This is a genomic window from Nocardia sp. NPDC049149 (genome assembly GCF_043197455.1).
GTDB lineage: Bacteria > Actinomycetota > Actinomycetes > Mycobacteriales > Mycobacteriaceae > Nocardia.
In genome coordinates this window covers 649,735-674,302 of record NZ_JBICTD010000004.1, presented here as the reverse complement: position 1 = coordinate 674,302, position 24,568 = coordinate 649,735, and the positions used below count along the sequence as shown (strand labels likewise).

The 24,568-nt window shown below is 69.3% G+C and carries 24 protein-coding genes; 14 read left to right on the top strand and 10 right to left on the bottom strand.

Going from position 1 to position 24,568, the window contains the following annotated elements; translation table 11 throughout:
* Positions 1 to 90 precede the first annotated feature (90 nt).
* The 3 genes from ACGFNJ_RS18775 to ACGFNJ_RS18765 all read left to right on the top strand — a co-directional run bounded on the left by ACGFNJ_RS18775 (position 91) and on the right by ACGFNJ_RS18765 (position 891).
* Complete coding sequence (locus tag ACGFNJ_RS18775) at positions 91 to 327, top strand: hypothetical protein (RefSeq protein ID WP_393449197.1); 237 nt, start codon at positions 91 to 93, stop codon at positions 325 to 327.
* Entirely contained in the window at positions 327 to 644 is a 318-nt protein-coding gene (locus ACGFNJ_RS18770; RefSeq protein ID WP_393449194.1) for a hypothetical protein, read from the top strand. The genes ACGFNJ_RS18775 and ACGFNJ_RS18770 overlap by 1 nt, the downstream gene beginning before the upstream one ends.
* Before the next feature lie 100 nt (positions 645 to 744).
* Positions 745 to 891, top strand: a complete 147-nt coding sequence (locus tag ACGFNJ_RS18765; RefSeq protein ID WP_393449191.1) for a hypothetical protein — start codon at positions 745 to 747, stop codon at positions 889 to 891.
* A gap of 42 nt (positions 892 to 933) precedes the next feature.
* On the opposite strand, the gene ACGFNJ_RS18760 is transcribed toward ACGFNJ_RS18765, so the two are convergent.
* A complete protein-coding gene (locus ACGFNJ_RS18760; protein ID WP_393449188.1) occupies positions 934 to 2,100 on the bottom strand; it encodes a serine hydrolase domain-containing protein in 1,167 nt (388 codons plus the stop codon).
* 217 nt (positions 2,101 to 2,317) lie between these two features.
* Here ACGFNJ_RS18760 and ACGFNJ_RS18755 point away from each other — a divergent pair, with 217 nt between their 5' ends.
* The 3 genes from ACGFNJ_RS18755 (at position 2,318) to ACGFNJ_RS18745 (ending at position 5,316) form a co-directional block, all read left to right on the top strand.
* Positions 2,318 to 2,962 (top strand): pentapeptide repeat-containing protein, encoded by a 645-nt coding sequence (locus ACGFNJ_RS18755; RefSeq protein WP_393449185.1) that lies wholly within the window; start codon positions 2,318 to 2,320, stop codon positions 2,960 to 2,962.
* Between the two features lie 97 nt (positions 2,963 to 3,059).
* Positions 3,060 to 4,610, top strand: a complete 1,551-nt coding sequence (locus ACGFNJ_RS18750; RefSeq protein WP_393449182.1) for an alpha/beta hydrolase — start codon at positions 3,060 to 3,062, stop codon at positions 4,608 to 4,610.
* A 67-nt stretch (positions 4,611 to 4,677) separates the two neighbouring features.
* Entirely contained in the window at positions 4,678 to 5,316 is a 639-nt protein-coding gene (locus ACGFNJ_RS18745; RefSeq protein ID WP_393449179.1) for a hypothetical protein, read from the top strand.
* Here ACGFNJ_RS18745 and ACGFNJ_RS18740 read toward each other — a convergent pair.
* The 9 genes from ACGFNJ_RS18740 to ACGFNJ_RS18700 are packed head-to-tail and all read right to left on the bottom strand — an operon-like array spanning position 5,309 to position 13,952.
* Positions 5,309 to 5,980 carry a hypothetical protein gene (locus tag ACGFNJ_RS18740; RefSeq protein WP_393449176.1) on the bottom strand — a complete coding sequence of 224 codons (672 nt, stop codon included), beginning with the start codon at positions 5,978 to 5,980 and terminating at the stop codon, positions 5,309 to 5,311. The two genes, ACGFNJ_RS18745 and ACGFNJ_RS18740, sit on opposite strands and share 8 nt — an antisense overlap.
* Before the next feature lie 20 nt (positions 5,981 to 6,000).
* Positions 6,001 to 6,984: an MlaD family protein gene (locus ACGFNJ_RS18735; RefSeq protein ID WP_393449173.1), complete on the bottom strand. Its 984-nt coding sequence runs from the start codon at positions 6,982 to 6,984 to the stop codon at positions 6,001 to 6,003.
* Positions 6,981 to 8,030 (bottom strand): MlaD family protein, encoded by a 1,050-nt coding sequence (locus ACGFNJ_RS18730; protein WP_393449170.1) that lies wholly within the window; start codon positions 8,028 to 8,030, stop codon positions 6,981 to 6,983. The genes ACGFNJ_RS18735 and ACGFNJ_RS18730 overlap by 4 nt, the downstream gene beginning before the upstream one ends.
* Positions 8,027 to 9,124, bottom strand: coding sequence for an MlaD family protein (locus ACGFNJ_RS18725; RefSeq protein WP_393449167.1), 1,098 nt, complete (start codon positions 9,122 to 9,124; stop codon positions 8,027 to 8,029). The genes ACGFNJ_RS18730 and ACGFNJ_RS18725 overlap by 4 nt, the downstream gene beginning before the upstream one ends.
* Entirely contained in the window at positions 9,124 to 10,170 is a 1,047-nt protein-coding gene (locus ACGFNJ_RS18720; RefSeq protein ID WP_393449164.1) for an MlaD family protein, read from the bottom strand. The genes ACGFNJ_RS18725 and ACGFNJ_RS18720 overlap by 1 nt, the downstream gene beginning before the upstream one ends.
* Entirely contained in the window at positions 10,158 to 11,180 is a 1,023-nt protein-coding gene (locus tag ACGFNJ_RS18715; protein WP_393449161.1) for an MCE family protein, read from the bottom strand. The genes ACGFNJ_RS18720 and ACGFNJ_RS18715 overlap by 13 nt, the downstream gene beginning before the upstream one ends.
* Positions 11,177 to 12,229, bottom strand: a complete 1,053-nt coding sequence (locus ACGFNJ_RS18710) for an MlaD family protein (protein WP_393449158.1) — start codon at positions 12,227 to 12,229, stop codon at positions 11,177 to 11,179. Before ACGFNJ_RS18710 ends, ACGFNJ_RS18715 begins: the two co-directional genes overlap by 4 nt.
* A 5-nt stretch (positions 12,230 to 12,234) precedes the next feature.
* Positions 12,235 to 13,101 carry an ABC transporter permease gene (locus ACGFNJ_RS18705; protein WP_393449155.1) on the bottom strand — a complete coding sequence of 289 codons (867 nt, stop codon included), beginning with the start codon at positions 13,099 to 13,101 and terminating at the stop codon, positions 12,235 to 12,237.
* Positions 13,101 to 13,952: an MlaE family ABC transporter permease gene (locus ACGFNJ_RS18700; RefSeq protein ID WP_393449152.1), complete on the bottom strand. Its 852-nt coding sequence runs from the start codon at positions 13,950 to 13,952 to the stop codon at positions 13,101 to 13,103. The genes ACGFNJ_RS18705 and ACGFNJ_RS18700 overlap by 1 nt, the downstream gene beginning before the upstream one ends.
* Positions 13,953 to 14,343: 391 nt before the next feature.
* Here ACGFNJ_RS18700 and ACGFNJ_RS18695 point away from each other — a divergent pair, with 391 nt between their 5' ends.
* The 8 genes from ACGFNJ_RS18695 (at position 14,344) to ACGFNJ_RS18660 (ending at position 24,407) form a co-directional block, all read left to right on the top strand.
* Positions 14,344 to 14,946, top strand: coding sequence for a TetR/AcrR family transcriptional regulator (locus ACGFNJ_RS18695; protein WP_393449149.1), 603 nt, complete (start codon positions 14,344 to 14,346; stop codon positions 14,944 to 14,946).
* Positions 14,947 to 14,950: 4 nt separating this feature from the next.
* Positions 14,951 to 15,607 (top strand): TetR/AcrR family transcriptional regulator, encoded by a 657-nt coding sequence (locus ACGFNJ_RS18690; protein WP_393449146.1) that lies wholly within the window; start codon positions 14,951 to 14,953, stop codon positions 15,605 to 15,607.
* A 106-nt stretch (positions 15,608 to 15,713) separates the two neighbouring features.
* Positions 15,714 to 16,757: an AraC family transcriptional regulator gene (locus ACGFNJ_RS18685; protein WP_393449143.1), complete on the top strand. Its 1,044-nt coding sequence runs from the start codon at positions 15,714 to 15,716 to the stop codon at positions 16,755 to 16,757.
* Positions 16,758 to 16,886: 129 nt separating this feature from the next.
* Positions 16,887 to 18,305, top strand: a complete 1,419-nt coding sequence (locus tag ACGFNJ_RS18680; protein WP_393449140.1) for an MFS transporter — start codon at positions 16,887 to 16,889, stop codon at positions 18,303 to 18,305.
* Between the two features lie 117 nt (positions 18,306 to 18,422).
* Entirely contained in the window at positions 18,423 to 19,682 is a 1,260-nt protein-coding gene (locus tag ACGFNJ_RS18675) for a hypothetical protein (RefSeq protein ID WP_393449137.1), read from the top strand.
* On the top strand, positions 19,679 to 20,650 hold the full coding sequence (locus ACGFNJ_RS18670) for a glutamate ABC transporter substrate-binding protein (protein WP_393449134.1): 972 nt from the start codon (positions 19,679 to 19,681) through the stop codon (positions 20,648 to 20,650). Before ACGFNJ_RS18675 ends, ACGFNJ_RS18670 begins: the two co-directional genes overlap by 4 nt.
* Positions 20,647 to 21,828, top strand: coding sequence for a hypothetical protein (locus ACGFNJ_RS18665; RefSeq protein WP_393449131.1), 1,182 nt, complete (start codon positions 20,647 to 20,649; stop codon positions 21,826 to 21,828). Before ACGFNJ_RS18670 ends, ACGFNJ_RS18665 begins: the two co-directional genes overlap by 4 nt.
* Positions 21,825 to 24,407, top strand: coding sequence for a tetratricopeptide repeat protein (locus ACGFNJ_RS18660; protein WP_393449128.1), 2,583 nt, complete (start codon positions 21,825 to 21,827; stop codon positions 24,405 to 24,407). Before ACGFNJ_RS18665 ends, ACGFNJ_RS18660 begins: the two co-directional genes overlap by 4 nt.
* Positions 24,408 to 24,568 lie beyond the last annotated feature (161 nt).

The following is a 24,568-nucleotide window of genomic DNA, read 5'->3' as shown; positions in this document are numbered from 1 at the left end:
CCGCACCGACTCGCACGGATTCGGCCCGGGCCGCTGCGCCCGCCCACAGCTCACCTGCGGTGTACCGCTGCCAGCGGTATGGTGAGCGGTATGGCTGGACGCAAGACTTCGGTGTCTCTGGACGAGGAAACCCTCGAGATCCTCAAGCGCCGCGCCGACGCCGAAAACCTCGACCGCTCGGCTTACCTGGCCAAGCTCATCCACCGCGACGACCTGCGCCAACGCCTCGCCGCCGACTCCGCGACGCTGAACGCCGCCGGCTATACGCCCGAACGCGCCACGTCGGTCACCGCGTCGCTGCTCACCGAGCGCCGATCCGCCCGCTGATGCCGCTGCCCCGCTTCGGCGAAGTCTGGCACGCCCCCTCCGGTTCGGTCCTGCCCGGCGGGATGCTGTGCCTCATCGTCAGCTCCGACGACTACAACCGGATCCGCCGCCAATTCATCATCGTCGAGGTCGTCGCCGACCCGCTCTCGGGCGATGCCATCATCTGCCCGCTCGGCTCGGTGGGTGTCGCTCTCACCGGCGCGCCTTTCACTGTCGGCGCCACGTGGTTCGACGGCGCCGACGACCCGGTCGCCGTCTTGGACGACGACACCGCCCGCCGCGCCGCCGACCAGATCCGCGCGATCCTCGGCCCGTAATCCCGGCACTGCGCGCCCGAAGATCGGCTGCGCCAACAGCATCCACCCGTCGTCGGACATGCCGGGATTCCAGTGCGTCGACCTGCGGGACAATCACCAGGTGACCGACAACGTGTCCGACCCTCGAGACCGCCGTCGCCAACTTCTCCGCGCCGAACTCGAGGCGCTCCCGGAACAACCCGACATCGAGTGGACGGTCGAGGCCGAACAGGTGGCTGAACAGGTGCTGTTCGGCCGAGCCGACTGATCCCGGAACGCGGCAGGCAGGTGCCACAATCCATGCGCCGGGCTAGCCGAGCGCACTCTCCATCGCGTCGACGAGGTTGCGGGCGCGCAGGTCGACGGCGTTTTCGATGATGTAGTTGGGGGTGTAGGCGAAGGCAAGACCTCGGGTGGGGTCGGCGAAGGCCAGGGAGCCGCCACGGCCGGGGTGGCCGAAGGAGTGCGGCCCGCCGAGGGGCAGTTCGGGGGTGGGGAGCATGTAGCCGGTGGCGTAGCGGTCTTCGAGGGTGATGACCAGGTCGGTGCCTGCGACCTGTTCTCTGGTTGCGGCGCTGAGGGTTTCGGGGGTGAGCAGGCGGTGCCCGTCGAGGTCGCCGACCAGGGCGGCGTAGAGGCGGGCCAGACCGCGGGCGGTGCCGATGCCGTTGCTCGCGGGGATTTCGGCGGCGTGTACATCGGGGGAGTTGAAGTCGAGATCGGGCGGGTCGGTGATCTGGAAGGCGCGGTTGGCCAGGGAATCGGGGTCCTGCAAGGCCGCCAGCACCGGGCGCAGGCGTTCGGGGATCAGGTCCTCGGGGATCGCGGCGAAGTCGGGTTGCGGGGCGAAGACCAGGCGACTGACGCGATACTGCTCGGCCGGTGGCAGGCCGATGAAGAAGTCGACATCGTAGGGCGCGGCGACGTCTTCGGCGAGGACCTGTCCGACGGTGCGCCCGGTGACCCGGCGGATCACCTCGCCGACCAGCCAGCCGAAGGTGCGGCCGTGATACCCGTGGGCGGTGCCGGGCGGCCAGTTCGGGGCTTGGGCGGCCAGCGCCTCGACCATGGGTGTCCAAGCCAGTGCGTCGACGAGGCGGACCGGCTTGTCGAGGGCGGCGAGTCCGGCCTGGTGGGTGAGCAGCCAGCGCACCGGGATCGCGTCCTTGCCCGCGGCGGCGAACTCGGGCCAGTACTGCGCGACAGGTGCGTCGAGGTCGAGCAGACCGCGCTGGACCAGCAGGTGGGCCAGTGTGGTGGTGACACCTTTGGTGGCCGAGTAGACGAGTTGGATGGTGTCGCGTTCCCACGCCCGGCCGGTCTCGGGGTCGGCGATTCCGCCCCACAGATCGACCACCGGCCGCCCGTCTCGATACACGCACACCGCGGCGCCGACCTCGCCGTGTTCGGCGAAGTTGGCGGCGAACGCCTCGCGTACCGCCTCGAATCCCGGCGCAACCGTCCCGTCGATCTTCATGTGACACAGCATGTCACGTGGCACGCACTGCAGAAATGTCTCGGTTGCGAAAAACTGTGCGTGTCGAGCGCGGGATCGGCCGACGGCTCCGAGGTTCCTGCCGAGCACAGCCACCGGTACCGCAGCGGGCCGGTCGACGGGCGCTGCGGGCGCGAACTTGTCGGTGCCGCCCGCAATACTCTGGTGCCGTCACCCATGATCATCGGAGGAATCCCGCATGCCCCACGAGCTCGAAGACCTGCCTTACGCACGCCATCTGACGGTGTTCGACGGCGAGCTCGAGTCCGCAGGCGACTACGACTGTGTGCACGTGGACGGCGGGGATTTCGACGAGCTCGACGCGCAGCACGCCCGGTTCAGCGAGTCGGCGTTCACCTCGACGGTGTTCCAGCGAGGCAGCATGCGCCACGCCACCTTCGCCGATGTGTGGCTGCGGCATGTCCGCTGGGTCGGCACCGAACTGGCCGACACCGGCTGGCAGGACGGGGAAATGATCGACGGCGCCATGTCGGGGGTGGATCTGGGTGGTGCGGGCTTGCGCCGGATGCGGTTCGAGGGCTGCAAATTCGATTCGGTGAACTTCCGCAGCTCCAAACTGCGGGATGTCTCGTTCGTCGAATGTGTGCTGCGCGACTGTGATTTCGGCGATGCCGCGTTGACGAAGGTGACCTTTCCCGGCTCGACGGTGGAAGGTCTTGTCCTGCCTCGGGCCACGCTCACCTCGGTCGATCTGCGTGGCGCGCGAGCACTCGACATCATCGACGGACTCGATGCACTGCGCGGGGCCACCATCGACAGCGGTCAGCTGATGGACTTGGCTGCGGCCTTTGCCCGCCATCTGGGCGTCGTGGTGCGCGACTGACCCGGCCGATCCCGGCGCGACCGGCCCGAGGTTGCTACTGTGTTGCCACGAGTCGCGTTCTGTTCTGCTCGTCCGCCAGCAGCGAGGAGACCGGCCCATGCAGCTCCAGCGATGTGCAGCCCTCGGCGCGGTTCCGCTAGCCGCCGCGGGGCTGCTGGTCGGCTGCTCGACCGACAGCTCCGATCACGCCGGCGCGCGGGCCGCGTTCTACAGCCAGCCCGTCGCGTGGCTGCCGTGCACGGAAGGTCAAGCGCGCCACTGGTTCTCCGATGCCCCGGCCGACGGGCGGACCTGCGCGCTGGTCCGTGCCCCGTTGGACTATCACCAGAGCGGGACGCTGTCGCCGGAGGCGGTGGACACGGTGTCGCTGGCCGTTGCTCGCCGTCCGGCCGAGGAGGACAAGCGCGGCACGCTGTTGCTGATCGGTGGCGGGCCCGGCGATCCTGGCCTGCCGATGCTGGATATGCCCTTTCCCGAGCAGGTGCGCAAGCACTACGACATCGTCTCCTACGATCCGCGCGGTGTCGGGCGCTCGACCCCGCCGATCGTGTGCGATCCCGCGGGCGGTGACCTGGTCGAGGACCAGGACTCGGTGACCGCGACCGAGACCGCGCGGCGCGCGTTCGTCGCGTCGTGTGTGCACGGCACCGGCGCGAAAGAGTTGCGCCACATCGGTTCCGACGAGGCCACCGACGACATCGACGTGCTGCGCGGGGTGCTCGGCGAGCAGCAGCTGAATATTCTGGCGGCCTCCTACGGCACCCAGGTCGCGGCGATGTATGTCCAGCGGTATCCGGGCGGCTATCGGGCCGCGGTGCTCGACGGTGTCGTCGATGTGACCGAGAACAACACGCAGATGCGGGTCGGCCAGAACAAGGGCTACCAGGACACGTTCAATCGGGTGGCCGCATTCTGCGTCGACCGTTACCGGGCGCAGGGTCGCCCCGACTGTCCGCTCGGTGCGGATCCGGCCCAGGCGCAGAACGTCTTTCACGCCATCTTGCGCGAGACGAAGGATCACCCGGTGCCGGCCGGGGCGACCCCGCCGATCGAGCCCAACGACGTCCTGCAAGCGTTGAGCACCAGCTTGCTGTGGCCCGAAGGCTGGACGCCGTATCTGGACGCGCTGGCCGCGGTGCGCCGCGGCGACGGGACCCCGATGCGGGCGTTGGCCAGCGAGCAGCCCGAACAGTCACCGCGCCAGGCCCCGTCGGCCCCGGACACCAAAGCCAATGCGCTGGCGGCGATCACGTGCGCCGACGTGGCGGAGCCGACCACCGATCGGGCCTCGCGGCAGGCCGGTGAGGCGCAGCTCCACGACGCGGCGACCTACGACGATTTCGAGCCGCGCCCGACCGAATTCCCGCTCGACACCTGCGATCTGTGGCCGACTCCTGGCACCGCCAAGGCCTACCAGCCGCATCGGGGCGAGGGGTCGGCGCCGGTGTTGTTCGTCGGGACGCGCCACGATCCGACCACGCCGGTGCGCAATGCCCAACGGATGGCGAACTATCTCGACAGCCCGCTGGTGATCCGCGAGGGCGATGGGCACACGTTCGTGTTCGCCGGTGTCAACGCGTGCGTCGACGATCTGGTGGTGCGTTATCTCGACGATCCCGGCTCGACGAGTGACGCGGTGTGCGAGTAGAGATGGCTACGTAGGGCACTGATCGCCGCCGCGGGCGACGGCAGGAGTTCGGCGAAAGCGAGAACCCATGGACAGCACTGTCATCCGGCGCACCACCGGCGCGGCGGGACTGGTCGCCACCCTGCTGATGCTGGTGGAGCTGCCGCTGTATTTCGTCTACAGCGGGCCACCGCCGGACTGGAACATCTTCACCCGCAGCATCTTCGGGCTCCTGGGCAACACCGTGCTCGTGGTGTTCATGGTCGGGCTGCCGCACCTGCTGAAACCGGCGGGCCCACAGTACGGGTGGCTCGGTTCGATCAGTGCTACCGCGGGTCTGATGTGGCTGACCGTCAGCTCGATCTCGACCAGTCTCGAGGTCGGCGCCGCGATTGCCGCGCCCGAGCCGATCGATACGACCATCGCGGTCACCGGCACCTATGTGCTCTACGGTGCGCTGTCGAAGTTGTTGATCGCGCTGTTCCTGGTGGCTTTCGGCGTCGGTGTCGCCGGTGCGGGGGTGCTGCCGCGTTGGACGGCGTGGACGGCGTTCGCGCTGGCGGCGATCCAACTGGTGTTCGTGCCGTCGATCTTCGCCGGGAACGATCCGGCAAATTTCTACGCGGCCAACGGCTGGGGCACGACCGCGAGCACGGGCGGGCTGATCATCCTGTGGATCCTCGCGATCAGCGTCACCGTGTTGCGCACGCCGGCGCGCACTACTTGACCGGCAGCGCCGCGCCGAGCCCACCGACCTCGGTGACCTGCCAGCCCGCGTGCTCGTCGACGGTGACGGTGTAGGTCGCGGTCACGAACGCGGCCTTCGGGTTCTGCACGTTCGACACACTGAGATTCACGAACACATTCACGGTGTAGACGCCGTTGGTGCGGGCACTGACCGTGGCGGTGACCGGGGTGGCGGTCGAGGTCCATTTCAATGGCCCGAGCAGCTGGCCCATTCTCGGGCCGACGGCGTCGAATTTGGCGCCGAGAGACGGGCTGGTGTTGGTCTTCAGTTTGGCGACCCAGGTGTTGAGGTCGGCGTAGTCGATGGTCGAGGCGCCGATCGCGTAGTCGGTGGCGACCTGTTCGGCGTGCCGGTCGGCGGCCGCCGCGGCAGCGCTGTCGGCGAGGTCATTACGGGCGATGACGAGGAAGACCGACAGCGCGGCGACGGCGAGCACGAGCACTGCGATGACGGCGCTGCGCACCAGTGTCGCGATCTCGAGGTGCATCGACCGCCCGCGTGCCTGCGCTGTCGGGTTGACCGTTGGCTGCTCTGTCCGGTTGACCGTTGGTTCCTTTGTCGGGCCGACCGTTGGTTCCGGCACGGACGGTTGCGGCACCGAAGGTGTTGGCGCAGTGTCTTTGTCGAGTCTGATCTCGGACATGGTGTCGGGGCTCCGTGACGCTATTTGACGGTGATCTGCAGGGTGAGGGCACCGTCGGGACTGGTGGCGTGCAGTGCCTGGCTGATCAGGGCACCGAGGTCGAGCTGGTTGGCCGCGCCGGTGGTCGTGGTGACCAGCGGCTGCAACACCGGAAGCAGGGTCCGCAGTTCCGGGCCGAGTACCGCGAGCTTGGCGGCGATTTCGTGCAGCAACGGCACCAGCCCGATGGCCTGGTCGGTCTGGGTGAGATAGCTGGGCGTGTTTTCCGCGCGCACGATCCGGGCGACGGCGGCGGCGACTTCGTCGACGCGCGGCCCGAATTCAGCCCACGGCCCGGACGCTTTGGCCAGTTCCGGTCCGGCCCACCACATGTCGGTGGCGCGCGACTGCATGGCGATGAGCATGTCGCGGATGACTTGGGTGCGGCTGAGCAGGGTGGCGGCGAGCAGGTCGGTGGAGCGCGACAGCGGCGGCATCATCGCCTCGGTGCCTGCCAGTGCCTGTTCGAAGGTGGTGACGATGCCCGCGAGCGCGGCGGGGTCGACCTGGTCGAGCAGCTGGGTGGCGGTCCGCGCGACCTCGGCGATCGACACCGGGGCCGCGACGGTGGCGGCGTCGATGCGCTGCCCGTCGCTCAGATACGGTCCGCCTGCCGCGGTGGGTCGGAATTCCAGGTAGGGCTCGCCGATGGCCGAGAGTGCTTCGATGCGTGCCGAACTGGCGACGGGCACGCGATAGTCGCCGGTGATCCGGAATGCCACCTGCACGGCGGGCCCGACGTGGGTCACCGAGGTCACTTCGCCGATCTGGATGCCCGAGAGCAGCACCTTCGAGCGTGGCATCAGCCCGCCGGAGTCGGCGAGCACCATGGTCGCGTCGAGGCGTTGCGCGAACCAGTCGATCTTGACCACCCCGAACAGCAGATACGCGCTGCCGAGCACCAGGATCGCGCCGATGGCGCCGAGGGAGGCCAGCGGTCCGGCGTTGCTGCGCACGCGGTTCATCGCACGACTCCGATCATGCGCAGTGCGGTCAGCATGCGCTGGACCTGTTCGTCCGGGGTGGCTGCGCCGTCGATCTCGATCCGAGTGATGTTGACCTTCGGCCCGTGCTCGGCGAAGGGAATCACCTTGTCGCGCAACAGCGTTACTACCCGATTGAGGTTCGACGGCGCGCTCAGATCGAGCGGTCGGTAGGTGAACAGCAGCGGGACAAGCGCTTTGGCGGTGGCATCACCGGCGGCGAGCAGCGGCCCGAGCCATTGCACCGCGGCACCGATGATGCCGAGGCCGCCGACGACACCGAGGGTCAGCACGAGCGATTTGGCGTCGGCGGGGATTTCGACCGCGCCGCGTTCGCTGAGCAGCTCGCCGAGCTCGGTCGGGTTGTCCAGTGCCACCCGCAGATCCTTTTCGACGGCGTCGAGCAGCCGGTCGACCGCGCCGAGGTCGGCGGCGAGATCGCCTGCGTCGCGGCCGAGCACGTCGAAGATCCGTGCGGTGTCGGCCGGTTGCGGGGGCAGCACGGCGTTGACGCGGTCGATGATGTCCTGGGCCTGTTGTATCGCGCCGCCCGCGACGAAGGTCGACATGCCCGCCAGCAGGTCTTCGACTTGCAGCGCGGGCCTGGTCTGGGCGAGCGGGATGGTGCCGCCGTCGGCGATGGTGTCGGTGGAACCCGTTGCGGCGGTGGTGAGTCCGATGTAGATGTCGCCGAGGATGGTGTTCTGGCGCAGTTGCGCGGTGGTGGCGGCAGGCAGCCGGATCGCGCGCGAGATCTCGACGACGGCATCGACGCGACCGCTGCCGGTCGGGCTGGGATCGACCACATGCACCGAGCGCAGACTGCCGATCTGTGCCCCGTTGGCGACGACTTTCGCCTGAGCGGGCAGGTTGAGGGCGTTGGCGAGCTGGATCCGCACCTGATAGGTGGGCCCGGACACGGTCGCACCCGGCACCGGCACGGTCGAGGGATCGAACGCGCACCCCGAGCCCGCGAGCACCGCCGCCACAGTCACGCCGACGATGCCGCAGCGCACCTGCCGGTTCATCGTGCGCCTACCGTGCCGAGGATCAGCGGCGCCAGCTCGGCCACTGACAGCCCGTCGCCCGCGGTGCGGCACTGTCCCGGGGTGATCGTGTCGAGGACGGCGCAGATCTGGTCGGGTTGCAGCTGGGGCAGTGTCACTCTGGGTGGTGCGTAGGTCAGGCGCGGCCAGCCGGTTGCCGGGTCGGTGGTCTGGGCGAAGGCGTTGGCGATCGGCGGGATCATCGTGATGATCTGTTGCAGGGAGCCGACATTGGCGGCCAGCAGCCGCAGCCCGGGTACCGCGCCGTCGAGGGCGCCCAGCAGTGGCCGGCCGTAGGTGTTGGCGAGGCGGTTGAGCCAGGGCAGCAGCACCAGCAGTGAGTCGGCGATCTGGACCACCCGTCCCCAGAGTTCGTTGATGAATCCGATGCCGTCGTTGGCGCGCAGCACCACTCTGGCGATGTCGTCCCAGTTCGCCGAGATGCTCGAGGCGATGGCGGCGAAGGCATCGATGAGCCGGCCGATGTTGCCGATCGCGGCGTCGGGTTGGCGCAGCGCGGTGGCGAGGTCGGTGATCAGGGTGTTGAGTTGCGGGCCGGTGCCGGCGGTCGCGGCGCGAAAGGCGTTGACGCCGTCGCGGATTCGGTGCTGCTGTGCGGGTGTGTCGCCGCCGTTGAGCTGGGCGGCGACCTTGGCGAAGCTGTCGAGGGTCTGGCTGATGCTCTTGGGGGTGAAAGTCTTGGTGAGGCAGCGTCCGCGATCCCACAGCGGCGCACCGGGTTCGCCGAACACGGCCAGGCTGCGGTCGGCGACCAGGGTGTCGGACACGGTGGTGGCGGTGGGTTGGCCGTGCAGGGGATGGTCGGCGTCGATCGCGAATTCGACGCGCACGCCGGTGCCTTCGGGGCGGATCGCGGTGACGGTGCCGACCGGAATGCCGAGGCTGGTCACCTGGTTGCCGGGGTAGAGCCCGATCGCGTCGGGTAGCTGCGCGCAGTAGCCGATGGTCGTCTTGGCTGGTGCGACCACGATCAGATAGCCGGCGACGGCGAGCACGGCCAGCGTCAGCGCGCCGACGACGGTGACGAAGCCCGGTGTGGTGAGGAGTCGTTTCATCAGCACGCCCTTCCCGGCACCGGCACGCAGATCTCGGGTGTGAGCGCGGAGTGATCGATCACGACGCCGTCCGGTCCGGCGGTGGCGGCCACGAGCCGGTCGCGTAGCTCGCGCCAGGCGGGCACCGCGGCATCGAGCTGGGCGCCCAGTTCGGTGAGCTGGGGTAGGGTGTCGCGCAGCTTGCCTGCCAGGGGTTCGAGGACCTCACGCGAGGCCGGTTCCAGCGCGGCGATGCGCGAGAGCAGCTGGGCGGTGATCGAGAGCGCCACCGCGATTTCGCCGCGTTTGTCGAGCCCGGCGACCATCAGCATCCCCAGTGCGCGTACCACTTCACCGACGATGGATTTGCTGTCGTCGAGGGTGGTGAGGTATTCGGTCATCACGCTCAGCGCCCGCGACACCTCGGTGTTCTGCTGGTTGAGGACGTCGACGAACGATTGCACGGCCTTGCCCATGCTGCGCAGTGCGTCGGGGCTCTGTTCGAGCGAATCCTGTAGGGCCGCGAGGTTTTTGCGCAAGGTGTCGCCGTCGATCTGCCCGGTGGGCGCGGCGGCGTCGCGCAGGGTCCGGATCAGGCTGTAGGGCAGCCGGACTCGCTCGGCGGGAATGGTGGTCTTGCCCAGTGGTGTGTTGCCTGCGGGCAGCACGGCCAGGTAGTGGCCGCCGACCGCGGTGAGCATGCGCAGCTCCAGTGTTGTTGCCTCGCCGAGGAAGACGTCGCGGTCGACGGTGAAGGCCATGCGCACCCGATCCGATTGCAGGTCCAGTGCGGTGACGGCGCCGACGGTGACCCCGGCGATGCGCACCTGGTCGCCGACCTTGACCGACTGTGCCTCGGTGAGTTCGGCGGTGTAGGTGGCCTTGCCGAACGGGACGAGGTAGATGGCCGCGGTGATCAGCAGCAGCACCACGACGAATCCGGCGCCTGCCACGCCAAGGCGTAGTTCGCGCCGGTTCTTGGCGGCCTCGTGCCGGTCCAGGGGCGCGTTGCCGGGAATCAGCGTGTGCGCCAAGCGTTTCGGGCGCGCGAGGGTCAGCCGTTGCATATCGTGACTCGCTGTCCGGCGACGAGGATCTGCAGTGCCTGGGGCAGTTCGGCGGCGCCTTTGGTGCAGGTCGTGTTCACCTGGGCGGCGGCGGCACCGGCCGGTGGCAGTGCGGCGCTGAGGGCTTGCAGCAGGCCGGGCAGTCTGCCGAGCAGGTCGAGTGCGGCCTGCGGGTCGGGAAAGAGCAGGCGCAGGTCGGTCATGAGGTCGGGGTTGGTGGTCTCGGTGAAGCCGAGGGTGTCCATGAGGCTGTTGAGCGGGCCGAGCGCGGTCGGTGCGGTGGCGGCGAAGGCGATGAGCCCGTCGAGTTTGGCGCGGAAGGCGGTGAACACGTCGGCGATGCCGCGCAGCAGTGTGACCAGATGCGGTGAGCGGCCGCCGATTTGGCCGGAGATGGTGTGCAGGTTGGCCACGATGGTGCTGATCACCGCCTGGCGGTCGGTGGCGTATCTGCTGAGTTTGTCCAACGATTGCAGGGCGGGCCCGATGCCGGAGCCGTTGCCGTCGATCACCGCGAGCACGTTCTCGGTGAACTGGTTGAGCGCTGCGGGGGAGAATTCGGCGATCACCGGCTGTAATCCGTTGAACAGCTGGGTGATGTCGAAGGAGGGAGTCGTGTTCGCCTCGGCGATGGTCGATTTGGCGGCAAGTCGGGTGCCCGGCCGGTCGGGTTGGCGGATGTCGACGTAGCGTTGCCCGGTCAGCGACTGGTAGCGGATGGCGAGCACGCTGGTGTCGTAGACGGGCCGGTCGCGCTGCACCGTGAACCGCACCAGCGCCCGCGCCCCGTCGAGGTCGATGCCGGTGACCTTGCCGACCTGGACACCGAACATGCGCACTCCGTCACCGGTTTTCAGTCCGCTGACATCGGTGAACTTAGCCTGAAAGCGGTCGGTGTCCCCCTCGATGGGGCGGGTGATCGCCTGGGCGATCACCACCAGCAGCACCAGGGTGACGGCGGCGAACAGGCTGAGCCGCACGATGATCGAGCGCAGCGGCAGTTGCCTCATCGGGGACCTCCTTGGCCCGGTTGGCCTGGTTGACCGAGCAGCGCGGCGCTCAGTCCTGGCATTCCGTGCAGCACCACCGCCACGTTGACCGCGGGCCCGTCGGGGGTGTCGGCGAAGATCCGGTCGAGCCGCTCGAGCAACGTGGTGGTCTCGGCCTGGCTGCGCCGCGGGTCGGGCACGGTCGCGGCGACGGCACGCAGTAGCGGGGTGAGCATGTCGGCGTAGCCGAGCAGCTGGGCGTTGGCGGCGTCGCCGACGGTGCCGATCGCGGGGAACACCCCGTCGACGATCATCGCGATGAAGGCGTCGTAGGCGGGCCGGTCGGTGCGGAACACCTCGATGTTCATGATGGCGTCGAGCAGCCGGAAGGTGGCCGAGGCGAATTCGCCGAGCCCGCCGAAGAACGAGGAGTACTGGTCGAGCAGGTAGGGGACCGGGTACCGCTGAGTCTCGGCGAACGTGCGGCTCATGGTGACGATGGCCTCGAGCAGCGGGGTGAACGCGCGCAGGTCGCGGTGGACCTGGGTGATCAGTTCGGTCAGTGTCGGGGTGAGCACGTCGGTGGAGGTTTCGGTGAGCGCGCGCAGCAGCCTGCCCATGGTCACGTCGGTGACCCGGTCGGCGTGCTGACCTGCCAGGTCGATGACGGCGCCCTCGTGCAGCGCGGTGCCACCCGCGGCGCGGCGCAGGGTCAGCGCGCTGATGCCGAAGAGGTTGTCGGGGGCGTAGTCGATGGTGAATGTGTCGGTGAGGGAGACGGTTTCGGCGCGGTCGAGATCGAGGGTGATCAGTTGGCGGCCCTGGTCGATGCCGGTGACGGCCGCGATGGCACCGACGCGCACGCCGTCCATGCGCACCGTGGTGCCCGCGTCGACGCCTTCGCCGATCTGCTCGGTGCGCACTTGGATGCGCACCCGCTCGGGGTCGGAGTCGTCGAGGCCGCCGCGCCAGGCGAGGCCGATCACGGTGGCGGTGACGAGCGCGCACGCGCCCAGGATGCGGGACCCGCGCCGGGTCATCGCGACGCCGGGCATGCTGTAGTTCGGCATCGGACTCACCCTGGGAATTCGATGGCGGAGTTGACGCCCCACAGCAGCATGGTCACCACCATGTCCAGGGCGACGATGGCGACGAAGCTGGCGCGCACCGCCCGCCCCGAGGCGATGCCGACCCCTTCGGGTCCGCCGGAGGCGAAAAAGCCGTAGTAGCAGTGGATCAGGATCACCGCGACGCCGAACACCAGGATCTTGAGCACCGCGGCCAGCACGTCGTAGCCGCTGGTGAACTGGAAGAAGTAGTGGTCGTAGACGCCTGCGGCCTGGCCGTGCAGCAGCACGACGACCGCCGAGCAGGCCAGGTAGCTGAGCACCAGCGCGATCAGGAACGTGGGCACGATCGCGATGGCGCCTGCGATCACCCTGGTGGTGACCACGAACGGAATCGAGCGCAGGCCAAGCGATTCCAGTGCGTCGATTTCTTCGGAGATGCGCATCGCGCCGATTTCGGCGGTCATCCGGCAGCCTGCCTGGGCGGCGAAGCCGACGGCGGCCGCGATCGGTGCCAGCTCGCGGGTGTTGGCGAAGGCGGAGATGACTCCGGTCATCGGGCCGAGCCCGAGTAGGTCGAGGGCGGCGAAGGATTGGATGCCGACGCCTGCGCCCATGGCCAGGCCGAGCACCACCAGCATCGGCACGGTGCCGCCGCCGACCAGCACCGAGCCACGGCCCCAGGTCATGTCGGTGATGGTGCGCATGGTCTGGGCGCGGTAGCGGTGCAGGGTCAGCGGGATCGCCCACAGTGTGTGGGCGACGAAGCCGAGCAGGAAGCCGGTGTGCTCGAACGGCGCGAAGGCCCGATCACGGTGTCGGACAAGGCGATAGACCCAGCGGAGGCCTTTGGGTGCATAGGGTGTCGCGGTCATCAGGCCACCCGCAGCGGCAGGAACATGGTGACGATCTGGGTGATCACCAGGTTGACCAGGATGATCGCGGCGACCGAGACGACGACCGCGGCGTTGACGCCGTCGGCGACCCCGCGCGGCCCGCCGCGGGCTTCGAGTCCGCGCTGGCAGGCGATGATCACCACGAGGAACCCGAACAGCATCGCCTTGGCCAGGGAGATCCACACGTCGGCGAGCACGGCGAAGGAGCCGAAGGTGGCCCAGTAGCTGCCGGGGGTGACGTTTTGGGCGCCGATGGCAACGGCGTAGCCGGAGACGATGCCGACGAAGATGATCAGGATGTTGAGCAGCGGCGCGACCAGCAGCATGGCGCTCACGCGCGGAATGACCAGCCGGTGCACGGGGCTGATGCCCATGGTGCGCAACGCGTCGATCTCCTCACGGACCGTGCGCGCGCCCAGGTCGGCGGCGATCGCGGAGGCGCCTGCCCCGCCCAGCAGCAGCCCGGTGGCCAGCGGCGCGCCCTGCTGGATGACCCCGAGTCCGCCTGCCGCGCCGATCATCGAGTCGGCGCCGAGCTGGTGAATCAGGTTGCCCACCTGCACCGAGACGACCACGCCGAACGGAACTGCCATCAGCACCGCAGGTATCGCGGTGACGGTGATCAGATACCAGGCCTGGCGCAGCATTTCCGACCACTGGAAGCGGGCGGCGAGCACGTCGGTGACGCTGCCGCGCACCGACTCCAGTCCCAGATCCACCGCACGCCCGAACGTGCGCAGGCTGGAAAGCACAGTGCCGGTGAGGTTCTCGCGAACGAGACGAGCGGCCGAGTCGGTATCGGCCTGCGCGAGCGGTGCGGCGCCCTTCATCAATCCTCCTGCGCCCTCATCACGGTGCGGTGATGAGGTGTGCCCTGCGCGGTGTGGTGGCACCGGCGGAGCTGTGTTCGTACCGGACGGGTTGCTCGGGTGGTGACAGTGGTGGGCAACCGCTCCGATGAGGTCGCGTGGTCGCGCGCCGATCATGGGACCGGTCACTCGAATGTGACCCGCCCCACCAGCACTCGGGCACACCGTAGCACCGGTTCGACCCGAGAACAACAGTGTCAATTTGGCTGTGACACTGTTGATGAGCACGTAGGATTCGACCGTTGATCACCACCTCGGTCCGCGACATCGCCGCGCGCGCCGTCGTAGGATTGATAGCCGATGCGCACCGCTGCGTCGCCTGGTCATCGATCGAGCACCACGGGAGGACACTGTGTCGGCGCGACGCGAACGCATCCTGGATGCCGCGCGCGGGGTGATCGTCCGGGAAGGCTATCCGGGGGTCAGCATGCACGCCATCGCCAGGGCCGCCGGGATCACCCGGCCCGCGCTCTACGCCGAATTCGACGACCGCGACGCGGTTTTCGCCGCCCTGTTCGACCGCGAGCAGGCGCGGGTGCTCGCGATGGCCGCGGACGCGACACCGACCGTGCGCCCCGACACCGATCCCGACGACATCGCCGTCGAGGTCGCCGAAGCCGCGGTGGAGGTCTATCTGGACCTGGTGTTGTCCGCGCCGCAGACCTGGCAGCTGGTGTTGATGCCCGGCGACGGGCTGCCCACCGCGGTGCACGCGCGAATCGACACTGTCCGCACTGAGATTCGCCACCGGATCGCGTCGGTGATCACGATGGTGGCCGCGCTGCGCGAGCGCACGATCGATGCCGAGCTGCTCAGTTACGCGGTGATCAGCATCAGCGAGACCGGGGCGCGGCTGCTGCTGGCCGACGACACCCGCCGCGAGCCGATCGCGACGACACTGCGCTGGCTGACGCGCCGGATGGCCGCCGCCGCACTGGCCATGGATCCGGGGTAGGGCGATGGCAACGGCGAAACCCGAAGGCGGACAACGCCGCCGCTACGCCAAGCGGCTCGCGCCCACCGACCGCAAGCACGCGCTGCTCGATGCCGCGCGCGCTCTGGTGTTCGAGCGTGGCTTCGCCGAGGTGAGCATCGCCGCGGTCGCCGAGCGCGGCGGGGTCACCCGCCCGGTGGTCTACGACTCGTTCGCCAGCCGTGACGAGCTGCTCTACGAGCTCATCGACCGCGAGCGCGCCCGCATGCTGGCCGTGGTCGAGCGATCGCTGCTCGGCGTCGAATCACCCACGCAGGCAACCGATATAGCGGAAGTCGATACGACCGCGGCGCTGTCGGGCGGGCTTGCCCGCTTTCTCGACGAGGTGCGCGCCGAGCCGGGCAGCTGGCGGCTGGTGTATTTCCCGATCGACGGGGTGCCCTCGATGCTGCGCGATCAGGTCGAGCGGGCCCGCGAGGAAGTCCGGGTGCCGCTGAGTTCGCTACTGGGCGAATGGCTTTCGGGTAAACGCGGCGCCGAGCAGGTCGACCTCGACGTGCTGGCGCATCTGGTGCACGGCATCGTCGACACCGCGGCCCGGCTGGTGCTCGATGCACCGGAGGTGTTCGACAACGACCGGATCGTGACCATGTTCGACGAATTCCTGTTGCACCCACCCTGAACAATCGCCCATTTCCAGTTCGCGATTTCCCTGCACCAGCGGCCTCGCCATTGATAGATTTCGCCAAGCCGTCGCGACGGCGAAATTCGATGAGGAATGCGAGTACATGTTCGACCGGGACCTTCGCCGCACCACGTCCGGCGTTCGCGTGTTGATCGCGCTGGCTGACGATCGTGGCATGCCTGCACTCGACTGCCTGTCCGGGACCACGCTTTCACCCGAGGACGAGCACTGCACCACCCATCAGGAACTGCGCGTGGTGCGAAACCTGGTGGAGCGCTTCGGCAATGAGCCAGGCCTCGGCCTCGAGGCCGGGCACCGGCTCGAGCTGCCCCGCTCGGGCCCGTGGGGACTGGCGCTGCTCAGCAGCCGCACCCTGCGCGACCTGATCGATGCGATGGTGCGCTATCTGGACCGCACCCTGGTCGCGGGCCGACTCACCGTCGAGGAAACCAGCGGCGAACTACGCCTGCGTTTCGACGACACCGAAACACCGCCGCCCCTACGGGTTTTCCTCACCGAACGCACACTGGCCGGCATTCCCGCCGTCGGCAGGGAACTCTACGGCGCGGCGCTGTCCACCGCGCGCACCGAATTCCGCCACTCCGCACCCGCCGATCTGCGCCGCCACCGCGAAAACTTCGGCGCCGACCTCGCTTTCGACACACCGGCCAACGCGGTGGTCTTCGACAGCCGCAGGCTCGACCGGCCGCTGCCCCCGCTCGACGAGCGGGCCCGGTTCACCTGCACCCGCTTCTGCCGTGAGCTGCTCGAGCGCCATCGCCCCCGCACCGGGGTCGCGGGCGGGGTCCGCGAGCTGCTGATCCGCACACCGGGCGATATCCCCGATCAGATCGCGGTGGCCAACGAACTGTTCTTGAGCCCGCGCACCTTGTCCCGGCGGCTCAACGAGGAGCAGACCTCTTTTCGCGCCCTGCTCGACGAGGTCCGTCAACTGCTCTCCGAGCAGCTGCTGGCCCACACCGACCTGACCACCGAGCAGGTCGCCGCCCGGCTGGGCTATGCGGAGGCGGCCTCGTTCATCCGCGCCTTCCGGCGCTGGAAGGGCTGCCCGCCGCAGGAGTTCCGGCTGCGCGGCGGTCGCGAGCTCGCGGTGTCGGGGATCCCGGCGCCGGTCGGCGCGCGCTGAGCGATCCGCACAGCACACCGATCACCGCGAAAGTGAAACGCGCGCAATCGGTTAACAATGACACGCCCATTGACGCTGGCGCCCGTGTCGCTGGGCAGACCACGGCAACGATGCTGTCAGTATGCTGGCATGTCGATCAGCGCCCCTGTCGCGCCGAGCACACCGAAGACCGCCCGCCAGGCCGTCATTCTGGCCGTCTGCTGCGCCGCGGTGGTCATGGCCAACGTTGACACCACCGCGGTCAACGTCGCCCTGCCCGCGATCGGTCGCAGCCTGGGCGGATCGCTAGCCGGCGCGCAGTGGGTGGTCGCCGCCTACACCTTGACCCTGGCGTGCCTGCTGACCTTCTCCGGCTCGCTGGCCGACCGCATCGGCAGGCGCACCGTCTTCCAGATCGGGCTTTCCTTATTCGCCGTGAGTTCGCTGGCATGCAGCCTCGCGCCGTCGGTCGGCTGGCTGATCGGGTTCCGGGTGCTGCAAGCCGTCGGCGGGTCGATGCTCAATCCCGTTGCCATGGCGATCATTACGAGCGTTTTCACCGAGCCGGGGCGGCGGGTGCGCGCCATCGGCATCTGGGGCAGCTCGGTGGGGATCGGCATGGCCGCGGGCCCGGTGGTCGGCGGGCTGCTGGTGGAGACCGTCGGCTGGGAGGCGGTGTTCTGGATCAACGTGCCGATCGCGATGGCGGCGCTGGCGTTGACGTTCCTGGTGGTGCCGCAGTCGCGCGCCGAGCGCCCGCGCGCCTTCGATCCGGTGGGCCAGCTGCTGGTGATCGGGCTGCTGGGGCTGCTGGTGTTCGCGATCATCGAAGGCCCGCACCGGGGTTGGCTCGCGCCCGAGACGCTGGGCAGTTTCGCCGGGTCGGCGCTGTGTCTGGCCGTGCTGCTGTGGCACGCCCCGCGCCACCCGCAGCCGCTGATCGAGCTGCGGGTGTTCCGTTCGGCGCCGTTCACCGGCGCGTTCGTGATCGCGATCTTCGGTTTCGCCGCGATGGGCGGGTTCTTGTTCCTGAATACGTTCTATCTGCAGGAGATTCGCCACGATTCGCCGTTGACGGCCGGGCTGGCGCTGCTGCCGATGGCGGCGGCGATGTTCGTGTTCGGGCCGATGTCGGGGCGCCTGGTCGCCGAACGCGGGGCCCGCAGCGCGCTCACCGCGGGCGCGATCGTGGCAACGGCCGCGGCGGCGGTGCTGACGGTGACCTTCGACGGCAGCGGAAAACTGTTGCTGCTGCTGGGCTATGGGCTCTTCGGCGCGGGCATCGGACTGCTCTACACCCCGATCACGGCCACCGCGGTGGCGGGTCTGCCGCCCGCGCAGGCCGGGGTGGCGGCGAGTCTGGCGACGACCTCGCGCCAGGTCGGGCAATCACTGGGTGTCGCGCTGATCGGCTCGCTGATCGCCAGCCACCCCGGCGCGCTGGCCTCGGCCGCGAGCTTCCGCACCCCGGCGCATCTGGGCTGGCTGACCATCACCGCCTTGTGCGTGGCCGCGCTCGTGGTCGCGCGAATCAGCACCACCACCATCGTGATTCACCGCCGCCGCTGACCCGGCGCCGTGGCGGTCGCGGTTTGTGCACTACGCCCGCAATCGATCGGCACACCCCCACGTCCTCCCGTACTATCTCGATCGAGACACCGGCCGGGGAGATGTTAGGAGGACGGTGTGGGACCTCGCATCCGCAACGGGACCCTGTGGTTGCGACGCTTCGCCGGAACGACACCGGGGGTGATCGTTGTCGTCGCCGTCGTGTCGGTGGTGCTGTGCCTGCTGGCCGGTTTCGCCGCCATGAGCCAGATGAGCGGCAAGAACGCCCGTCAGGACAGCGCACTCGAACGCACCGAGCCGCGCGCGTTCGCGGCGCAACGGCTGTATGTGGCGCTCTCGGCGGCGGATTCGACCGCGGCGACCGCGTTCCTGACCGGCGGGCTCGAGGCCGGCGCGGTGCGCGGGCAGTATCAGCAGGCCCTCGCCGATGCCGCTGCCGCGCTTTCGGATGCCACGATCAGCGCCTCCGATGAGCAGACCCGCCAGATCGTGGCCAGGATCAGCGCCGACCTGCCCGCCTACACCGGGCTCGTCGAAGCGGCCAGAGCCAACAGCAGGCAAGGGTTCCCGGTCGGCGCCTCGTATCTGGCCGAGGCTTCGGCGGTGATGCAGTATTCGCTGCTGCCCAACGCACAGCGGCTCACCGAGGCCAGGTTCGCGGCGGTGCGCGCCGATCAGCACGCGATCGGCGCGTTGCCGGTGGTGAGCATCGTGCTGGTGTTGCTGGTGCTGATCGCCTGTGCGGTGGCCTCGGCGCTGCTGGTGCGGCGCACCAATCGCCGCGTCAACGTCGGTGTGGTGGTGGGCGCGGGCGCGGCGGGGGTGGCGCTGCTGTGGCTGGTGCTCGCCTCGAGCGTGGCCGCGGCCAACCTCGACACCGGTGCCTCCGGTGCCAGCAGCCGCTTCGAAACTCTTGCCAAGGCCCGCATTTCGGCCCAGCAGGCGCGCACCGACGAGACACTGCAGCTGGTCACCCGCGGCGACATCACCGCCGGTGAGGAGCGCTACACCACACACGCCGGCGAGCTGCGCGATCGGCTCGCCACGGTGGTCGGCGCGGATTCACCTGCCGCCCAAGCACTCACCAGCTGGACCGAAGGCCATCGCTGGCAGGTGGCCGCCTATCAGTCCGCCGACTATCCGGCCGCGGTGGCGCAGGCGATCGGTGCGACGCCGCAGTCCTCGGCGACTCGTTTCGCCGCACTCGATCGCGCGCTCACCGACAACCTGGCCCAGTCGCGGCGCGACCTGCGTGGCGGGCTGGACACCGCGGGCACGGTGCTGACCTTCAGCCCGGTGGGCACGCTGGCGTTGCTGGTGTTCGCCGCGGCCGCGGTGGTCGCCGGGCTGTGGCCGCGGTTGAAGGAGTTCCTGTGAAGACATCCGCGCTGGCCGCCGCGCTGCTGGCCGCGACGACGATCCTGGTGAGCGGTTGCGGCGCCGGGGAATTGCCGACACCGAGCACCCTGGACGCGGTGCATCCGACGCCCGCGGGCGCAGCAGAGATCACGTCGGCCCCGCAAGCCGAGGGCCAAGCCGACTGCGACGAGGAGGCCTCGTTACGCCCCGGCCCGTTGCCGAAGCCGGGTGCGATGCCGCCGGGCTCGGCGATGGCCGCGATCGTGGCGCGCGGCAGCCTGCGCGTCGGCGTCGACCAGAACACCTACCTGTTCGGGTTCCGCAACCCGGCCACCGGCAGGCTCGAGGGTTTCGACATCGATATCGCGCGCGAGATCGCCAGGGATCTGTTCGGCGATCCGGACAAGATCGAGTTGCGGTCGGTCAATGCCGCCGAACGCATTCCCGCGCTGCGCGAGGGCAAGGTCGACATGATCGTGCGCACGTTCTCGGCAACCTGTGAGCGTCGCCGCGAGGTCGACTTCTCTGCGGTGTATTACCGTGCTGCACAACGCATCCTGGCCCCGGCCGAGTCCCGTATCGCCGCCAGCGCCGACCTGGCAGGCAAACGGGTCTGTGTAGCGCGCGGCACGACCGCGGCGGGTCCGCTGTTCGGTATGGCCAAGCGTCCGATGGTGTTCGGTGTCGCGAACTGGACCGACTGCCTGGTCGCCCTGCAGCAGGGCAATGTGGACGCGATCAGCGGTGATGATCCGATCCTGTTCGGGCTCGTCGCCCAGGACCGCACGCTGCGGGTGGTCGGCGAACCGATCGGTATGGGCGCGTACGCGGTCGGGGTGCCCAAGGGCAGCGCGGAGCTGGTGCGGTTCGTCAACGGTGTGCTCGAACGCCTGCGCGCCGACGGCGGCTGGCAGCGCATCTACACCGACCGGCTGGCCGCGCTTGGTCCCTCACCGGGCCCGCCGATCCCGCGGTATGTGGGATGAGCCCGGCCGTGGCGCCGTTGACCGTCGCCGAGATCGACCGCGAATTGGCCCGGCGCGGCACCGAATTCGATTCGATCACCGCGATCATGCTCGAGCTGGACAAGCATCCGGGGCTGAGCCTGGTTCGGCACTATCCGCCGTCGGGGGTGACCGAGGCACGCTGGGATCCGGTGCGCGAGGCGCTGGCGTTGATGTGGGAGGACCTGGCCAGGATGCGCGCGATCCTCGAGTCCGCGCGTGCGGTGCGCGGCACCCGCGCGCGCCTCGACGACGGCGAGCGGGCGCGGTTGACCGAGATCCTGCGCGGGCGACCGCACGAGGTGTCGCGCACGCCGATCCCGTTGGCGCAGCGCTCGCTGACCGGTCCGAGCGAACACGTGCTGTTCGTCGGGCTCGCCGATACCCTTGATCGCATGCGGGCGACGTTCCCGGTGATCGCCGAGTTCCTCGACGCGGTGGATCAGGTGAACACCCGGGTGATGGCGGGGCTGGCGCCGCTGCAGCACCGGCTCGACCGCGCCGGTGCCCTCACCCCGGAGTTGCGCGCGGTCGGTGACGGGATCGCTGCGCTGCTGAGCCGTTCGGCGACCGACCCGCTGGCCTTGACCGTCGCCGAAATCGATGCCCGGCTGGCCGAACTGGGCCAGGCGCTGGACCGGGAGAGCGCGGTGCTTGCCGAACTCGCGGCGATGAAAGCCAATTGGGCCGCGGCGGTCGCCGAGGTGCGGGCGCGGCTGGGGGTGCTGCTGGCCACCCGCGAGCGTGCCGCGGCGGCCAAGGCCAGCGTCGAGGCCACTCTGGTGTCGGGTCCGTTGCCGGTGCCCGTAGCGGATGGTGAGCGGTTGCGTGCGCAATTGGCGCTGGTGGCCGCCGATCCCGGTGCGGGCGCGGCGCTGATCGATCTGCGCCGCCGCATCGACACCGCGAACGCGGCAGCCCTCGAGGCCGAGCAGCTGGCCACGGGACTGCTCGAGCGGCGCGGGGAACTGCGTGGCCGGTTGGCCGCCTATCAGGCCAAGGCGGCGCGCCTGGGCGTCGGTGAGGACTCGGATCTGCTTGCCGCGCATCAGCGGGCGAGTGAGCTGCTGGCGCGCACGCCGTGCGATCTGGCCGCGGTCACCCGCGCGGTCGCCGACTATCAGCATCTGATCGCGCAGAAATCGGGGAGACGATCATGAGCGAGCAACCGGGAGGGGGAACCATGACCTGCACGGAGCCGGGCTGCACGGGCACCGTCGAGGACGGATATTGCACGGTGTGCGGTAGCGCACCGGCTGCCGCGAGCCAGGCGTCAACGGCGACAACCGCTTCGGGCCCCGCGGCGACCTCGGTCGTCGAAAAGCCTTCAGTCCCCACGACGTCTTCCTTCCCCGAGACGACCTCTGTCACCGAGACGACCATCGAGTCGGTGCCGCGGCACTGCACCGAACCCGGTTGTGGCGGCACGGTCATCGACGGCTACTGCGAGATCTGCGGCACCGCACCGGCGGAAGCGGCCACTGTCCAGTCGCACGCAACCACCCCCGCGCCGGTGCGGTGTGAGGAACCCGGGTGCGGCGGAACACTTGTCGACGGCTATTGCGCGGTGTGCGGTGCCGCGCCCGCCCCGGCCACGGCCGCGCTGGTGTCGACGCCGAGCAGCAGGACCGGGTCGCGGTCGGTGCGCACGGCCCGCTCGTCGTCGCGGTCGAGCAGGCGCGGACGTTTGGGCGCGGGCATGGTGGAGGTGCCGCCGGTGCCGCGCATCGATCCGGCCTCGGCGGTGATGACCGAGCCCGAGGTGCCCGAGGCCAAACGCTACTGCGGTAAGTGCGAGAAGCCGGTCGGGCGCAGCCGCGACGGCAAACCCGGTCGCGCCGAAGGGTTCTGCCCGCATTGCGGCACCCGCTATTCGTTCACCCCGAAGCTGGCCAAGGGTGATCTGGTCGCCGGCCAGTACGAGGTGGCGGGCTGTCTGGCCCACGGCGGGCTCGGCTGGATCTATCTGGCGATCGACCGCAATGTCAGCGACCGGTGGGTGGTGCTCAAGGGCCTGCTCAATGCCGGTGACGCGGACGCGATGCTGGCGGCGGTGGCCGAGAAGCGGTTCCTGGCGCAGGTCGAACATCCCAGCATCGTCAAGATCCACAACTTCGTCGAGCACGCGGGCGCCGACGGGGTCGCGGTCGGCTACATCGTGATGGAGTACGTCGGGGGCACCTCGCTCAAGCAGATCCTGCGCAGCCACCGCGAAGCCACCGGCGGGTTCTTGCCGCCTGCGCAGGCGATCGCCTATGTGCTCGAGATGCTGCCGGCGCTGGGCTATCTGCATTCGCTGGGCCTGGCCTACTGTGATTTCAAGCCCGACAACGTGATGCAGACCGACGAGCAGCTCAAGCTGATCGATCTGGGTGCGGTGATCGCGATGGACGATCAGGACAGCCCGATCTACGGCACCATCGGCTATCAGGCGCCCGAGATCGCCGAGACCGGGCCCACCGTGGCCACCGAGGTGTACACGGTCGGGCGCACGCTGGCGGTGCTGCTGGTGGCGGTGCCCCAGCGCGGCGGGCATTTCGGGGCGCTACCGGGCCCGGAAACCGAACCGCTGCTGGCTACCTATGATTCGCTGTACCGGTTCCTGCTGCGTGCCACCGACGACGATCCCGACGCCCGGTTCGCCTCGATGGAGGAGACGGCCGATCAGCTGACCGGGGTGCTGCGCGAGGTGCTTTCGCTCGAGGACGGGGTGCCACGCGCGGGCATGTCGAGCTATTTCGGGCCGCCGCGCGCGGTGTTCGGGGTCGGCGATCCGGTGACGGCTTCCAGTGTTGTTGCGGGGCTTCCGGTGCCGTTGGTCGATCCGAGCGACAGCGCGGCCGCGTTGCTGGCCACCACCAGCGGCACCACTCCGGCGGAGCTGACGCAGGCGTTCGAGGCGGGGTTGCGTGCGGTGGTCACCGGGCGCGGGGAATCGACCGAGATCCCGCTGCGGTTGATCAGGGCCGCCCTCGAGGTGGGCGACACCGCCGAGGCGGACCGGCGACTGACCGAGGCGGCCGCGAGCATTCCCGGCGATTGGCGCCTGACCTGGTATCGCGGCCAATCCCGGCTGCTATCGGGTGATTTCGCGGACGCACGCACCGAATTCGATGCCGTCTACACCGCGTTGCCCGGTGAATCGGCGCCGAAGCTGGCGCTGGCCGCTGTCGCCGAACTGTCCGGCGCCGCCACCGCGGACGCCGAGGGTTTCGCGGCCACTCAGCACCGGCGCAGCGCGGCCCGCTTCTATGAGACGGTGTGGCGCACCGACCGCGGATATTTGAGCGCGGTGTTCGGGCTGGCCCGGTTGCGGGCGGCGGCCGGTGAACGCGAGGGCGCGGTGGCGGTGCTCGATCAGGTCGATGCGGGGTCGGCGTTGTTCACCGAGGCCAGGATCGCCGCGGTGGACACCGTGCTGGCCGATCGGACACCCGAGGAGCTGACCGAGGCGATCCTGCGCGACGCGGGTGATCGGGTGACGCGACTGCGGGTCGATTCGAAATACCGTGCCGCCCAAGTGCGTTTGCGGGTGCTCGAGGCGGCGTTGGCGTGGCTGGGTGCGGGCCGCTCGCGCGCCGATCAGCAGCCGCTGCTGGGCGCCGATCTCGACGACACCGGTGTGCGGACCGGTCTGGAGCGCTGCTACCGCGATCTGGCGCACGAAACCGAGGACATGTGGGCACGATTCGCGTTGGTGGAACAGGCCAACACCGTGCGCCCGAGGACCACCCTGTGAGTCGGCGCGCCGGCACGCGCGATCTCGGGGACCTGCCGACGCGGCGGGGCAGCTCTCGGTGCGGGGGTCGTGATGGGTGAAGACGGCGAAACAGCCACTCGCACACCGTTCGTGGACCGTCTACCGCATCTGCTTGCCGCCGAAGTAGTGACAGGCCCAGC

What these genes read in the sequence shown, in the direction of transcription:
- ACGFNJ_RS18775 (WP_393449197.1), top strand. Translation starts at nt 91, where the DNA reads ATGGCTGGACGCAAGACTTCGGTGTCTCTGGACGAGGAAACCCTCGAG.
- ACGFNJ_RS18770 (WP_393449194.1), top strand. Translation starts at nt 327, where the DNA reads ATGCCGCTGCCCCGCTTCGGCGAAGTCTGGCACGCCCCCTCCGGTTCG.
- ACGFNJ_RS18760 (WP_393449188.1), bottom strand. Translation starts at nt 2,100, where the DNA reads ATGAAGATCGACGGGACGGTTGCGCCGGGATTCGAGGCGGTACGCGAG.
- ACGFNJ_RS18755 (WP_393449185.1), top strand. Translation starts at nt 2,318, where the DNA reads ATGCCCCACGAGCTCGAAGACCTGCCTTACGCACGCCATCTGACGGTG.
- ACGFNJ_RS18750 (WP_393449182.1), top strand. Translation starts at nt 3,060, where the DNA reads ATGCAGCTCCAGCGATGTGCAGCCCTCGGCGCGGTTCCGCTAGCCGCC.
- ACGFNJ_RS18745 (WP_393449179.1), top strand. Translation starts at nt 4,678, where the DNA reads ATGGACAGCACTGTCATCCGGCGCACCACCGGCGCGGCGGGACTGGTC.
- ACGFNJ_RS18740 (WP_393449176.1), bottom strand. Translation starts at nt 5,980, where the DNA reads ATGTCCGAGATCAGACTCGACAAAGACACTGCGCCAACACCTTCGGTG.
- ACGFNJ_RS18735 (WP_393449173.1), bottom strand. Translation starts at nt 6,984, where the DNA reads ATGAACCGCGTGCGCAGCAACGCCGGACCGCTGGCCTCCCTCGGCGCC.
- ACGFNJ_RS18730 (WP_393449170.1), bottom strand. Translation starts at nt 8,030, where the DNA reads ATGAACCGGCAGGTGCGCTGCGGCATCGTCGGCGTGACTGTGGCGGCG.
- ACGFNJ_RS18725 (WP_393449167.1), bottom strand. Translation starts at nt 9,124, where the DNA reads ATGAAACGACTCCTCACCACACCGGGCTTCGTCACCGTCGTCGGCGCG.
- ACGFNJ_RS18720 (WP_393449164.1), bottom strand. Translation starts at nt 10,170, where the DNA reads ATGCAACGGCTGACCCTCGCGCGCCCGAAACGCTTGGCGCACACGCTG.
- ACGFNJ_RS18715 (WP_393449161.1), bottom strand. Translation starts at nt 11,180, where the DNA reads ATGAGGCAACTGCCGCTGCGCTCGATCATCGTGCGGCTCAGCCTGTTC.
- ACGFNJ_RS18710 (WP_393449158.1), bottom strand. Translation starts at nt 12,229, where the DNA reads ATGCCGAACTACAGCATGCCCGGCGTCGCGATGACCCGGCGCGGGTCC.
- ACGFNJ_RS18705 (WP_393449155.1), bottom strand. Translation starts at nt 13,101, where the DNA reads ATGACCGCGACACCCTATGCACCCAAAGGCCTCCGCTGGGTCTATCGC.
- ACGFNJ_RS18700 (WP_393449152.1), bottom strand. Translation starts at nt 13,952, where the DNA reads ATGAAGGGCGCCGCACCGCTCGCGCAGGCCGATACCGACTCGGCCGCT.
- ACGFNJ_RS18690 (WP_393449146.1), top strand. Translation starts at nt 14,951, where the DNA reads ATGGCAACGGCGAAACCCGAAGGCGGACAACGCCGCCGCTACGCCAAG.
- ACGFNJ_RS18685 (WP_393449143.1), top strand. Translation starts at nt 15,714, where the DNA reads ATGTTCGACCGGGACCTTCGCCGCACCACGTCCGGCGTTCGCGTGTTG.
- ACGFNJ_RS18680 (WP_393449140.1), top strand. Translation starts at nt 16,887, where the DNA reads ATGTCGATCAGCGCCCCTGTCGCGCCGAGCACACCGAAGACCGCCCGC.
- ACGFNJ_RS18665 (WP_393449131.1), top strand. Translation starts at nt 20,647, where the DNA reads ATGAGCCCGGCCGTGGCGCCGTTGACCGTCGCCGAGATCGACCGCGAA.
- ACGFNJ_RS18660 (WP_393449128.1), top strand. Translation starts at nt 21,825, where the DNA reads ATGAGCGAGCAACCGGGAGGGGGAACCATGACCTGCACGGAGCCGGGC.